Genomic DNA, 14,292 nt, shown 5'->3' with positions numbered 1-14,292 from the left:
AAATAGGTACAGGTAGATGGTAGATTAAGAGGCATGGAAGAAAACTGTCTCGCCTACGGAATTGAAATTTCCGACTCAGATTGGTACCTGACTCCAGCCAGGGTCAAACAACTGGTGGAGAGAATGGGGCAGCATATCAAGAAATCAGAAGAAAAGTTGGCGGAACTTGAGGCCAAACAGCAAGAACTATTAGAAAAAATCAATTGCACATCAAAAAATTCCTCATCTCCGCCGTCTTTAGATCCACTTCATGCCGAAAAAAAACCAGAAAAAAAGAAGAGTGGTAAAAAGCGAGGGGGGCAACCAGGGCACAAGGGTCATAGTCGGTTTTTGTACGATGTGTCCGAATGTGAAAGTGTTTTAGACCACCATCCAAAGACCTGTAGGTGTTGCGGAGAAATATTATTAGGAGAAGATGCCAACCCTTACCGCCACCAGATCGTAGAAATTCCCCCCATCAGCCCAATAATCGTAGAACATCGCCTGCACCAACTAATGTGTGGGGAATGCGGTACTTTAACTCGTGCAACATTACCACAAGATGTGTATCCAAGTGGCTATGGTGTAAGAGTAGTGGCTCTTGTAACTGTATTGAGTGGACTTTACCGCCACAGTCAAAGGATGGTGCAGAGTGCCATGCTAGATATATTTGGAATTTCGATGTCCTTGGGTACAGTCAATAACCTGAGACTTGAAGCAAGCAATGCAGTCGAAAGTGCAGTTGAAGAAGCGAAAATATACGTCCAGAACTCCCAAGTAGTTGGAGCTGATGAAACAAGCTTCTTCCAAGGAAATGTTGATGGATGCAATGACAAAAAAAGTCTTGGTTGGCTGTGGGTTGCGGTTACACCACTAGTGACGTTTTTTGAGATTGCCCTTTCCCGTTGTTCGGATGCAGCCCGTAATCTATTGGGTGAAAACTTTCGCGGGATTTTAAATTCAGATCGGTATGCAGCATACAATTGGGTGGGTTTAGAGCAACGCCAATTGTGCTGGGCACACTTGAAACGAGAATTCATCAAAATATCCGAGCGTCCCGGAGTTTCAAGCGACATCGGAAATGCTCTGGTCAAACAACAAGAAAAATTATTTGAACTGTGGCATCGAGTTAGAGACGGAACTTTGAAGCGTTGTGAGTTTCAGCTTTTAGTCCAACCAATTCGTAATACCATTAATTCCTCTCTAGAAGAAGCTGCCAATTATGAGATTGGTTCCAAGGAAAAAACACCACTAGCTAAAACTGTCCGCACTTGCCGCCAAATACTGAAAGTTGAACCTGCTTTATGGTTGTTTGTGACAGTTGAGGGTGTAGAACCAACTAATAATGCTGCTGAAAGGGCGATACGTCCTGCTGTTATATGGCGACGTACCAGTTTTGGTTCTCAAACCCAGGCTGGTAGTTATTTTGTGCAAAGGATGTTGACTGTTGTGACCACTCTTAAGTCTCAGCGTCGAAATGTCTTGGAATTTTTGACTCAAGCCGTTAGTGCTAAACGCCAAGGTCAGCCAACTCCTTCTGGGAGCAATGCGATTTTGTGAGGTTGGACAAAAAAGGTGCGATCGCTAAAAATCAAATCTAAGTAAAGAGTGCTTTTATTTACATAAACTATATTGTTTTACACAAAGATTTATCTTGATGAGATATCTCAAAAAGATTACTAGCAAGTATTTTGACGATTATTCCTAAAAATATCTACAAGCAGTCTTTGATACTTAGTATCAATTACGGCAGGAAATCAAGTAAAGTCCGAACTGAAGTATAAAATTAATCAAGCAGTTTGAGGTTTAATAAAGGAATTAAAGATAGAACTACAAAAAATATCCCAACTTTCAGCTATCCATTGACAACGCAGATGTAAGATAATTTCTGCATTTTCTTTCAACCAAAATTTACTATTACCCTTGATTCTTAAGTTGACAACTTGACGGATTAAACTCTCAATTGCCCCACTACCTATTGGTAGTTTTTGGTCTAGTATCTTAGCGTAATTTAAACGCCTTTCACGATAGGCACGTAAAAGGTAATTTCTCTGTATGACCATAGTTTTACAACGCTCTCCCGTGGCTTCAAAGATAAATTCATCCATCTGCCTAATTATGGACATGGCATTACTTTTTTTTAAAGTTCTACGTGCTTTTTTAAACCAATTATTCCGCTCCTTCTCATCACTAAAAGCGACATCAGCAAATTTATGTAGTCGCTCAGTAACATGGTAAAAATCAAATAATTGATAAGTGGCATCGGGAGATTTCAATTTCTTTAAAAGAGGAGGAATATGTTTCCAAATCCATTCAGCACCGTCAGCAATTAGTAAAACTTGTTTTGCTTGACTAATTCCCAAACTAATCAGATGCATTTCTAAAATTGGTAAAAAGCCTTTATAGTCTTCATAAGTGCCATCATTTACAATCTTTATTTCGCCATTTTTAACTTTTTTACCCTGTTCATCAACCACATAAATTGTTAATAATTTTGGCTCAACCCATTCCCCTATAAAGCCATGCTTATTTGTTTTGGGATTTTTTCTACCTTTTTTATTAATCCTAATTCTACTCCTGCCACCATCTACAGCAATTACAACTCTTTGGTCTTTAAGTATATTCCCATCAGGTAATTTACCTTGTTGCAAGTTAGATATTTTAGTTTGACGTAAATCAATGCCGATTTGACCAAATTTATATGTCAATCGTTCAATTCGTTTAAGACTAATATTAATTCCCCAATCAACCAGGATTGTATGTGCGGCTTCAAAAGAACTAGCTATAGCACCATATTTTGCAATATATGACCAAACTAATGGGGTCAAGCCTTCTGACATTCCTAACCATTTTAACAAAGGACAGAATCCAACATTAGGAGATTTTTTCTTCGCTTTTTTTTCTCTTTTTTGAACAACGTATGGTAATTTAAGATTTACTATAACATTACCTACTGTTAATATTTCCCTCTTCGTATAACCGTGTCTTTGCGTGTCGGTATGCCACCATCCTTTGGTTTGATTAATTGCTGTTTGATGAGCCGACTCTGATTGAGAAAGCTTATGCAATAATATGGCGATACATTGACCCGCTAAAACTAACGCAGCTTGTCTAATTGTTTCTTCTTTTTCTTTAACTATTCTTCCAGACCATTCCTCGATATTTTTCAACTCTAAAAGTTTCGTCACATCCTCTTTAAAATCTGATAATGAATCGGCAAAATTTAGATTTGCATATATGTTGTTCTCCATAAAAGTAGATATTTCCTATTTCAAAACTATTCTTGAAAGGAAATTTTACCTTTTTATAGTCGCAACAATGTACAGAAACCTCGTTTTTAGCACACGTTGTGTCTTCTAACGAATATTACTCAGGTTATTGTATTAAATATTTAGTATATACGTAAGATGTTATTAGCGATCGCTCTCCAGGTGGGGTCATCTCACAAAATCGCATTGCTCCCACTCCTTCTTTACTTCCACAAGTTCTTGCCACTGCTGAAGAGTCAAAAATGCTGCTTAAAACCCACGAATTTATACAGTTTGATTTCTCAAATTGAATCAGTCTGCTATCTGCTTCTTTTGACCTCTAACTCTTTGATCTCAATGGGTTTAACTTTGTTGTAATTTGCGATCGCCCCGTGGTCGATTACTAAAAAATTGGCGGTGCTGATTAAGAGTATGAATTTATCGGGCTACGCCCCGCTAACGCTAACACGCAGAGGCGCAGAGAGCAGTAGTATGAAATCCTTGATTTTTTATTATTTCATACTTCAATATGGCTACGCCACGCAGGCTATCAGCAACGCCAAAAAATTAATAATGTGGAATTTGAAATTCTCTCTTATAAAGTTGTGGATTTGAAATAATTAACAACTAATAACCAACCAACAACAATTAACAACTAAATAGATAATGATTAGTACAGTTGCTAAATGGGTAATTTCTCGACGCTGGTTAGTAGTAATTGCTGCACTTATTTCCACAATAATCATATTATTTAATACCATCCCGCAAATGCCGTTGGATGTTTTCCCCAACTTTGCACCTCCCCAGGTCGAAATTGAAACAGAAGCTCCTGGACTCGCTCCCGAAGAAATAGAATCTCTGGTGACATTACCAATTGAAAGCTCAATCAACGGCACTCCAGGAATCAGCGCAGTTCGTTCTTCCTCTTCAGCAGGACTTTCTGTAGTCAGAGTCGTTTTTGGCTGGGGAACAGATATATATCAAGCCCGCCAGTTGGTACAGGAACGACTACAACAAGTAGTGAGTAAGCTACCTCAAGGAATTGAAACGCCAAGACTCGCTCCTATCAGTTCACCTATTGGCACTGTATTAAAATATGCCTTCACCGTGGAAGAGGAAGGGCAGAAAGGAGAAATACCCATCCAAAACCCAAAATCCAAAATCGACTTGATGGAAGTACGCCGAATCGTGGATTGGCAAGTTACAAATCGCCTTTTAGCAGTTCCTGGCGTTAGTCAAGTGCTAGTGTATGGCGGTGATGTACGCCAGTATCAAGTACTAGCAGATCCGAACAAACTCAGAGCTTTTAATGTATCCTTACAGCAAGTATCTGAGGCAGTACAGGGAGCAAATGTCAATGCTCCTGGTGGCTTTTTAATCAGCCCTGACAAGCAAACTCTGATTCGGGGAATTGGCCGAATTGAATCCTTGGATGATTTAAAACAATCTGTAATTGTTGCCCGTCAAGGAACACCTGTGCGTTTGGGAGATGTTGCCGAAATTCAAATTGGCGGTGCGATTAAGATAGGCGATGGCAGCTTAAATGGCAAAGATGCTGTAGTAGTGATGGTGAATAAGCAACCTCTAGCTGATACTCCCTCCGTTACCCGTGCTATTGAAGCCGCAATATCTGAGCTAGAAGCAGGTTTACCGAAAGAAGTTAAAGTAAATGCAACCTTCCGTCAAGCTGATTATATTGATGCTTCAGTAGAAAATGTTAGATCGGCCTTGGTAGAAGGTAGTATCATTGCCGCACTTATCCTCATTCCCTTTTTGATGAATTGGCGGACTCTATCACTTTGCTTGTTAGATTTTGTTTTGACTTTTGTGTTCTCCTTACAAATATTATCCTGGCTAGGCTTGGGGCTAAACACTATGACTTTAGGCGGATTAGCGATCGCCATTGGTACAGCAATTGATGATGCCATTGTCTATGCAGAAAATACTTATCGCAACCTCCGCCAAAATAAACATTCTGCCAATCCGCGTCCGGTACTAGAAGTCATTTTTGAAGGCGGACAAGAAGTCCGAGAATCTCTCCTCGGTGCAACTTTAATTACTATTGTCGTTTTTTCTCCAATATTTGCCCTCGCAGGTGTAGAAGGCCGAATTTTTGGACCAATGGGAATGACTTATTTAGTGGTGGTTATGGTTTCCAGTTTAGAATCATTACTATTGAGTCCGGCTTTGTGTGCAATTTTACTTCCACACGGAAAAATGCCGTTAAAAGAACCATTAATACCCCGAATTTTCAAGCGGCTGTATTATCCTTGTTTAAATTTTTCTATCCGCAGTCCCATGATCATTATCTCCGTGGCTGTAGCGGGGATGATAGCGGCAATAGTGATTTTTCCAGCTTTGGGACGGGCTTTTTTACCAGAATTTCAAGAATCAACTTTGGTCAATACTTTAGCTCTTTATCCAGGTTCATCTTTAGAAGCTACTAACAGTGCAGCTTTTGTGTTGGAGAATAAACTCAAAGATGATCCCAGGTTAAAATATGTGCAGTTACGGGCAGGACGCGCCCCTAGTGATCCAGATGCAGCACCCGTAAATCTTGGTCATCTTGATATTGGGCTGAGTGACAAAGGAATGGAAAAGCGTAAAGAAACAGTAGAATGGTTGCGGGAAGAATTTAATAAAGTACCGGGTGCTGCTGCAAATATTGGTGGATTTATTTCTCACAGAATTGATGAAATATTATCTGGGGTAAGAAGTCAAATTGCTGTGAAAATATTTGGACCAGATTTAGAAGAACTCCGCCAGATTGGTCAACAAGTTGAAGGTGCAATGTCATCCGTGTCTGGGCTTGTAGATTTACAATTAGAACCTCAAGTTCCCATCGAACAGATTCAAATAAAATTTGACCGTGTTGCCGCATCACGTTATGGTTTAACAGTTGGGCAACTATCTGAACTTGTCGAAACTGCGCTCAATGGTAAAGTAGTATCGCAAGTTTTGGATAAGCAACAAAGTTTTGATTTAATTGTGTGGTTACAGTCAGAATACCGTAATAATTTACAAACGATTGAAAATTTGTTAGTTGATACCCCTTCCCAAGGTGGAGATGAAGGAGGAAATAAAATTCCTTTAGCTAATGTGGCTAAAGTTACCTATGGCACTGGACCAAATACCATTAACCGGGAAAATGTCTCTCGTCTAATTGTAGTATCTGCTAATGCTAAAGGCAAAGATTTGCGATCGGTAGTCAATGAAATTAAAAACAAAGTCAAAGCACAAGTGCAATTGCCCTCTGGATACTTTATTCAGTATGGCGGTCAATTTGAAGCCGAAGAAAGAGCCTCACAAAATATTTTGATTTTCAGTGCCATTTCCTTTGTAGTGATTACGGTATTAATGTATCTTTCTGTCAAATCTATTGCTTCTACAGCAATGATTATGATTAACTTGCCCATCGCTTTAGTCGGAGGTGTAATTGCTGTGGCACTAACAGGGGGCGTTGTCTCAGTCGCTTCCTTGGTAGGTTTTGTGACTTTATTTGGTGTAGCTACTCGCAACGGACTACTTTTAGTAGACAATTACACTACTAAATTTGCTAGCGGAATGTCGTTAAAAGAAATTATTATAACCGGGTCAATGGAACGACTCAATGCTATTTTGATGACATCCTTCACATCAGCTTTGGGATTAGTACCGTTAGTAATTGCAGTTGGTCCAGGTAAGGAAGTTTTGCAACCACTTTCGATAGTGGTTTTGGGTGGTTTATTTACTTCTACCGCGTTAACTTTGCTAGTTTTACCTGCTTTATATTCTAAGTTTGGTAAGTATTTCTTACCTAAGCGAAGTGCGGTTGTTGTAGAAAATGGAAAGGTAGCTGGGGTGGTGTTGGAGAATTAATTGGCATCACTAAGTTAAGCACAGATGTGACAGTAATTTTGCTAAAGTACAGCCAGTGATTTGTTTTACTGGCTGATAATATAAGAAGTAATTTATAGGTACATATCAACTTTCGAGAATGTGCATCGCTGATCCAATAAAATACTCTGTAAAACATCACTTGTATGAGATTTTTTGAAAAAATTGTAGGGAAAAAATATTTCAAATTTTTCCATCACCTGCGATGGATTTTGTTAGGTTTAGTAATTAGTGTATTAGCAAAACCTTTAATAGCAACGACTTATATAGGTTTAATGACGAATGGCGATCGCTACGTTCAACCAGAATCAGTCCCAAAAGAACTGGTTGCAATAGTATTCGGTGCAGGAATTCTTCCAAATGGTAATCCCACACCTATGTTGTCAGACCGTGTAGAAGCTGCTGTCAAACTTTATAAAACGGGAAAGATTAGTAAACTCTTGATGACAGGAGATAACAGCACAGTTTCCTATAATGAGGTCAGGTCTATGCAGAAATATGCCCATGATCTGGGTGTACCGATAAAAAACATTACCTTAGACTATGCAGGTTTCAGCACTTATGAGAGTTGTTATCGCGCTCACAAGGTTTTTGGTGTACATAAGGCTGTTGTCATAACTCAAAATTATCATCTTCCCCGCACTGTTTACACCTGTCGTCAATTAGGACTAAAGACAGTTGGTTTAGGAACTCCAGATATAGAAATTTATGGATTACGAGGAATGATTCCCGATTTAGGGAGGGAAATGTTAGCGAATGTCAAGGCTTTGTGGGAAGTTGACATTACCCGTCCCCGACCTACTTTTTTAGGACGTTTTGAGCCTATTAATTGAGTATTTTACAAATTTTACTCAGTTGTTAGATGCAGAATTAATCACAAAACTAGCACTAATAAAAAAACCAAAGTTGCAATAAAAAAACAATTCAGAGATTTGGATTTGCGCTGAAAATTTCATTAGTAAATTCAGGTAATTTTCCAAAATGTAGAAGTTTATCATCTCGATTAATCTGTGTTTATTTATGATTTTATAAACATTTTAATTTATTCAATGGAGGATAATCTATTCATGTCTAATTCAGCATCCCAACCAACTAAAGTTAAGAGCAAGAATAACGAACTTTCACCTACAGCAGATGCAGTCCGTATCTATCTTCATAAAATTGGACGTATACCTCTTTTAACTCATGAACAGGAAATTTTTTTTGCTAAACAAGTTCAGCAAATGATGGCAATGCTTACTGCGAAGGAAGAGCTATCTGAAAAATTACAGCGTGAACCCACTCTGGAAGAATGGGCTGACAAGATGCAGTTGGAAGAAGATATGCTGCTGCAACAACTAAGTCAAGGACAAATTGCCAAGCAGAAGATGATTCAGGCTAATCTGCGGTTAGTGGTGTTTATTGCTAAAAAATACCAGAAACGCAATATTGAGTTTCTAGACTTAATTCAAGAAGGTGCATTGGGGCTAGAACGAGGGGTAGAGAAATTTGATCCAACTCTTGGATACAAGTTTTCTACTTATGCTTACTGGTGGATTCGTCAGGGAATTACACGAGCGATCACACAACAATCCCGCACCATTCGTTTACCCATTCACATGGCTGATAAGCTGAACAAAATTAAACGTGTTCAGCGAGAGTTATCTCAAAAGCTTGGTCACACTGCCGACGTGACTGAAATTGCCCAAGCGCTTAATCTAGAACCCAGTCAGATTCGAGAATGTTTGCAGTTTGCTCGTCAACCTGTTTCCTTAGATATGGGAATTGGATCTGAGCAGGATACTCAATTGCAGGATATTCTGAAAGATGATGGAATATCTCCCGAACGCTACACTGAGCGAGAATTGCTCTATCAAGATGTTCACAAACTATTAGCAAAGTTGACTCCCCAGCAAAAGGAAGTATTAATCTTGCGCTTTGGTTTAGCAGGTGGATGCGAACTAACCCTAATACAGATTAGTCAACGGACAGGCATTTGTCGGGAACGAGTGCGACAACTGGAAAAAAAAGCTCTCACGCTTCTACGAAGATATGGGTTTAACTCACGCAGCTATCTAGCTGACTGATACTCCTTAATTTTGAAATGGGTGGTTTACTTACAACGTGCTGCATTAGTTTTTAATTCACAAAACATCAAGGAGTTTGAATTCATGAAATTTCTGAAGACCAGTTTAGTAATTGTTAGCAGCTTAGGATTAATTTTTTTGGGTGCTTGTGGTGAAGGGAATCAAGCTGCTAACTCGGAAAATGCTACCAAGACTGCAACTACAGAAACATCTGTCAAAACTGAACCCGTTGCTAAAAGTGCAACTACAGAAACATCTGCCAAAACTGAACCCGTTGCTAAAACTGGGGAAGCCCATAATGAAAACGACGGTCATGGACATGATGAAAAAGGTGGTCACTCCAATAGTGGAGAGAAGCGTAGCAGTCAAGTTGTAAATTCGGGCAAATATCATTTAGAGTTTAAACCAGATGTAGAAAAAGATTCTACTCATTTAGATATCAGCGTACACGGCGAGCAGGATCAAGCAATTACTGATGCCAAGCTCACGGCTCAAGTTCAGCTACCAGATGGCAGCAACAAAACCCTACAAGTTCCTTATAATACCGAGGAAAAACAATATACAGTAAACCTGCCTGCAACTGCAACGGGAGAGTACAAAGTTGTTGTTCAAACGGATGTAAAAGGTGAAAAATTTAATGGTCGCTTTACCTTTAAACGATAATCCGAGCAAATAAATAATTAGTGATAATAGCGACACCATTATAGGAAACGCTATATGACAACGGTTATTGCAGTTTCACTAGCAATAACCGAATTTTTTTCCTTGGTCAAAGATATGCTTAAAGATAAGTTTGTTACTTGTCAAAGCATAGAAGTTCTCTCACCGTTGGTAACACTTTAAGGGCAATATTCATGTCTCACAGTCACGGACACAAGCACGAACCGACTAATTACAACCGTGCCTTCCTTATTAGCGTTGCTCTCAACACTGGATTTGTTGTCATGGAAGTAGTTTATGGGTTAGCTGCCATGAATGAATAATCTTACCTAAAGAGTCAAAATTTCATCCAATTTTCATAGTCTTCTGTCATTCTAATTAAGTAGAGGTTTATGCACTGAAGATAATTTTCTAATCTAATTGACATATCTTATAGGTTTGACAGCTAAGATGAAGAAAAAAATAATTTACGCGACAGTAGCATTTACTGCGGCTACCCTAGCTTTAATTTTTGCCGGATATGCAGTTGCCAAAACAGACGATGACATAGATCCCAATGTGGATAATAATCTGCCATTTTCACCTAATGCTTGGCGACTTGTTAAACATACTTTCCGAATAAATATTCCTAAGAATGGCAAAACTATTTCCCAGCTAATAATTGATGTTCCATCTACTGTAGCTGTAAGTAATGATATTGAAGTTTTGGATGAAGAGGGTCAAAAAATCAATACTAATATTTCTGTAAGTGGCAGACAAATCATAATAAATTTTCCTAAAACAGTTGTTTATAACTCTAAGCTCAATGTTAACCTCAACAAAGTAAAACAACCAATTTCTGGTTCTGCTTCTATTTATAAATTTTCAGTTAAGTAAGTCGGCGGGAAAATTTATAAGTATGTAACGAAAGTTTAACCAAAGGAGTTAAAGTTAAATTTAACACGTTGTGTACTGTAGTTTCCTTTTTCCCCTCTAGCTTGGACACCATCAATTACGGCATAAGCAAGTTCTAGCTCGTCATCAAACATTTTTCCTGCTAGTTCATCTTTTTTCAGGTGTTGCCATTCCAATTCAATTGGGTTCATTTCCGAACAATATTTCGGCAAAAAGAAAATGTACAAACCCATCTGTTCCCACTTTGACCATAATTGCTGCACTTGTTTACATCGATGTATTGGACCGTTGTCCTGTACTATGACTCTGATGCGCCCTATCTTTTGGGCATCAAGGGCTTCAAGCTCCATCATCTGGATATAAGATTTTCTGTCAACACCTCCAATCACCAGACCGTAAATAAAACTGATTATTGGCTGAAGAAACCCAATAATGCTTAATCTACGACCACGACGCTTGCTTTGTTCTAAACGTTTTTGCTCACCTCGTTGGTAATAAGTGTAACTAGGCTCGCTCCATGCACAAAACCCGGATTCGTCCAAATACTTTAGGTCTATTTCTCCAGCAGCAGCAGCTAATTCCAGCATATCTAAGTCCGCTTGCTTTTTTTCCCGTATTACAGGGTCTTGTTTTCCTTTATGACTCTTTCTGGTTCTTTTCCAAATGACCCCCTTTTTTTGAGTACCCGTCTTAATCTGTCGGGACTCAATTTAACTTGGCGATCGCTAGATAGTTTTTGAGCTAGTTGATGACTGTTGTATGTACGAGGTTCTTTTTTGAGGCATTCTTCCAAAAAAACTATGTCTTCTTCTGAGTACTTGGTTTTTCCTCCTCTACCTGGTAATTCCCAAAGCCCTTCTAGACCTAGTTTCTGCCATTTATGTAAGATTTCTCTTACTGTTTGTGGAGTCCAATTAAAATGAGCAGCTATTTTTTCTACGTACCAACCATGTGCATTCAGCCTGATTACCTCTGCTCGGTCTTTCACTTTCTGCGGTGCATCCGTAGTTCTTAGATTTAATAGAGTTTTATCCTGCTCACGAGTCAAAAATACCCTTAAACGAGCGCCCATGTCTTAGCCACCTCGGTAGATACATTCTACGTATTTACTTATCTTTACATACTTTGGTTTTTTCACGCCGACTTACTTAAAGTTATTGGTAGTAACGTAGAAATTCCCGTAGGCGTAGCTCAGTTTCCCGCATTTTAATCTTAATGGAGCTTGAGTTTGTTTATGTAATATTTTTCGTTATTTTTGTAAATATTATAAGACTCATATTTGATTTTTGTTGACGTAGCCTGCGCTCTGCGCTTAAAAAACTCAGTACACTTGATGTTCCTTGTTCCCTGTTAAGAGTTCTCTGTCTTCACGAGTCGTTCATAAATCAAATCGGATTCCTATAGTATAATTCTAAATACATAAAATTGCATATAAAAATATTTAAATTAATTTCATATTTTATTTTAAAAACTTAATAAAATTATTTTTATAGTTATGATGAACAGCAATTTTCCCTAAATATTTAATTCTAATCTCAATTTCATCTACGGCTGCCAAACTAAGATTTAATAAAGTTTTTGAGTTAATTAGCAAACACGTAATTTTTTTATTAAAAATAATTCTAACTTGATATCTAAAATTAAAACAAATAAATGTCATAGTAAATACTTACATAGATAATAAACTTGACAAAAAAGCTATTAGCTCACCGTTGTATTGATTTGTAATTAAGTTTAACTTTAGCCTACATCTAAATTTTTTGGACAATAAATACTAAAACCATGTCAGCTTCCGACACTAGCACAACAAATTTAAATACTAAATTCACCACAGATATAGTTCGGATTTATCTGCGAGATATTGTTCGTGTACCATTGTTGACTCACGAAGAAGAAATTTTATATAGCAAACAGGTACAGCAGATGATGGTGTTACAGAAGAAGAAGGAAACTTTGAAGAAACAAATCAACCACGAACCATCTCAAAAAGAATTAGCTAAATATGTACAGCTTAGTGAAATAAAAGTGAAGGAAATTTTTCAGCAAGGTACACAGGCAAAGCAAAAGATGATGACAGCAAATCTTCGTTTAGTGGTTTCTATCGCCAAAAAATATCAAAGACGAAATTTGGAGTTTATGGATTTAATTCAGGAAGGTTCGTTAGGTTTAGAACGTGGCGTAGAGAAATTTGACCCCACTCGTGGCTATAAATTTTCTACCTATGCTTATTGGTGGATTAGCCAGGCAATGACACGAGCAATATCTCAGCAATCACGAACTATTAGACTGCCAATTCATATTACCGAAAAGTTGAATAAACTTAAAAAAGTGCAAAGGGAACTATCTCAGAAATTAAAGCGCAGTCCTAGTGTAACTGAAATTGCAGAAAAGATGAAATTAAACCCTGCCCAAATCCGCGAGCTGCTGATGATGTATCGTCAACCTGTCTCATTAGATAAACAAGTGGGCGATAACGAAGACACAGAATTGCAAGAACTTTTAACAGAAGTTCCAGAAGCGTCGCCTGAAATCCAAGTAACTCAAGATTTAATGCGTCAAGATATCTATCTCTCACTGACAGAATTAACTCCAGAGCAGCAACAAGTCCTAATTTTGCATTATGGCTTGGAAGATGATTGCGAACTCACCTTGACGCAGATAGCTCAACATCTCAACATTAGTGAGAGCAGAGTTCGTTACATAGAAAAACAAGCACTTAGTTATCTCCGTCGTTGCCAAACAAATCTACGAGAGTATATTTTCAGTTAAATGTATGAAAAAACATCAGTACGAATATTTTGCTTCTTCAACTGTTTGTCAATATCGTTATAAGCTGAAACGAGGTTAGAGATAGCTTTGAGACTATAAAGGTGTACGTTTACGAAAGTGTTATGATTTCATCAAAGGTCACTTATTTGTTTTTATTTTTAAAAAATCTGTTTAACTAGCTAAAATTTCACCCAAATTTCATCTCACTTTGTCAAGCTATTAAGAGGCAGCATCTTTCACGGCAGATGATTCTGATGATTGATAGACATAGTGAAGTGATTATATGACTCAAATGAATAGAACACTGACATATACTGCTATTTTCGCATTGACTATGGCAGTTTTCATTCCAGCTACTTATGCAAATCCTACACCACAATCTAGTAACTTTCCTCACATTATTAGCTTAGGGGAATCTCCTCAAGGTATTCGCCATTGGAGAATTCTCAGACATACTTTAAAAATAGCAGTTCCCCAAAACAGCAAGGCTATTTCTCAGCTAATTATCGAAGCTCCAACTAACATTGTCCTCAGAGAAAATATTGATGTGTCCGAGGAATCCGGTAAAAAAATTGCTGCAAAAGTTTCTATTCAAGGCAAAAAAGCTACGCTAGAGTTTGCCGAATCAGTCGCTCCTGGAACTATCATCATCGTAGAAATGAAGAATGTTAAAAAAACAGCAGTGACTACTGGTGACAAGTTCTACAAGATATCTACTATTCTCGCTGGTATGAATGTAGAGTTACCCATTGGAGTTGTTCAATTGCGTGTAATTTAATGAACAAATTTATAAAGTAAAT

General features: G+C 38.0%; 10 protein-coding genes and 1 pseudogene. 9 read left to right on the top strand and 2 right to left on the bottom strand.

Annotated features, from left to right (window positions below; genetic code table 11):
- Positions 1–33 precede the first annotated feature (33 nt).
- Positions 34–1,539, top strand: a complete 1,506-nt coding sequence (tnpC, locus tag ANSO36C_RS32580; RefSeq protein ID WP_251960936.1) for an IS66 family transposase — start codon at positions 34–36, stop codon at positions 1,537–1,539.
- 230 nt (positions 1,540–1,769) lie between these two features.
- Here tnpC and ANSO36C_RS32575 read toward each other — a convergent pair whose 3' ends face one another.
- Positions 1,770–3,230 (bottom strand): ISLre2 family transposase, encoded by a 1,461-nt coding sequence (locus ANSO36C_RS32575; protein ID WP_251960935.1) that lies wholly within the window; start codon positions 3,228–3,230, stop codon positions 1,770–1,772.
- A gap of 663 nt (positions 3,231–3,893) precedes the next feature.
- Between ANSO36C_RS32575 and ANSO36C_RS32570 the strand changes: the two genes are divergently transcribed.
- From ANSO36C_RS32570 to ANSO36C_RS32545, 6 genes and pseudogenes are all read left to right on the top strand, one after another.
- Positions 3,894–7,085 carry an efflux RND transporter permease subunit gene (locus ANSO36C_RS32570; protein ID WP_251960934.1) on the top strand — a complete coding sequence of 1,064 codons (3,192 nt, stop codon included), beginning with the start codon at positions 3,894–3,896 and terminating at the stop codon, positions 7,083–7,085.
- 164 nt (positions 7,086–7,249) lie between these two features.
- Complete coding sequence (locus ANSO36C_RS32565) at positions 7,250–7,936, top strand: SanA/YdcF family protein (protein ID WP_251960933.1); 687 nt, start codon at positions 7,250–7,252, stop codon at positions 7,934–7,936.
- 234 nt (positions 7,937–8,170) lie between these two features.
- Positions 8,171–9,169 (top strand): sigma-70 family RNA polymerase sigma factor SigB, encoded by a 999-nt coding sequence (gene sigB / locus ANSO36C_RS32560; RefSeq protein ID WP_251960932.1) that lies wholly within the window; start codon positions 8,171–8,173, stop codon positions 9,167–9,169.
- Between the two features lie 84 nt (positions 9,170–9,253).
- Positions 9,254–9,832 (top strand): hypothetical protein, encoded by a 579-nt coding sequence (locus ANSO36C_RS32555; protein WP_251960931.1) that lies wholly within the window; start codon positions 9,254–9,256, stop codon positions 9,830–9,832.
- 191 nt (positions 9,833–10,023) lie between these two features.
- A pseudogene (locus ANSO36C_RS32550) lies at positions 10,024–10,140 on the top strand (cation diffusion facilitator family transporter); the annotation flags it as partial.
- A gap of 139 nt (positions 10,141–10,279) precedes the next feature.
- Complete coding sequence (locus ANSO36C_RS32545; RefSeq protein WP_251960930.1) at positions 10,280–10,705, top strand: DUF2808 domain-containing protein; 426 nt, start codon at positions 10,280–10,282, stop codon at positions 10,703–10,705.
- A gap of 35 nt (positions 10,706–10,740) precedes the next feature.
- Here ANSO36C_RS32545 and ANSO36C_RS32540 read toward each other — a convergent pair.
- A protein-coding gene (locus ANSO36C_RS32540) for an IS630 family transposase (RefSeq protein WP_251955754.1) occupies positions 10,741–11,795 on the bottom strand; the annotation gives its coding sequence in 2 pieces (ribosomal slippage) (positions 10,741–11,400 and positions 11,403–11,795; 1,053 coding nt in all).
- 710 nt (positions 11,796–12,505) lie between these two features.
- On the opposite strand from ANSO36C_RS32540, the gene ANSO36C_RS32535 reads away from it, so the two are divergent.
- Entirely contained in the window at positions 12,506–13,492 is a 987-nt protein-coding gene (locus tag ANSO36C_RS32535; protein WP_251960929.1) for an RpoD/SigA family RNA polymerase sigma factor, read from the top strand.
- Between the two features lie 334 nt (positions 13,493–13,826).
- Positions 13,827–14,270: a DUF2808 domain-containing protein gene (locus ANSO36C_RS32530; protein ID WP_251960928.1), complete on the top strand. Its 444-nt coding sequence runs from the start codon at positions 13,827–13,829 to the stop codon at positions 14,268–14,270.
- Positions 14,271–14,292: the final 22 nt, after the last annotated feature.

Source organism: Nostoc cf. commune SO-36, from assembly GCF_023734775.1.
Lineage (GTDB): Bacteria > Cyanobacteriota > Cyanobacteriia > Cyanobacteriales > Nostocaceae > Nostoc > Nostoc commune_A.
This window is presented reverse-complemented; position numbering and strand designations above follow the sequence as displayed.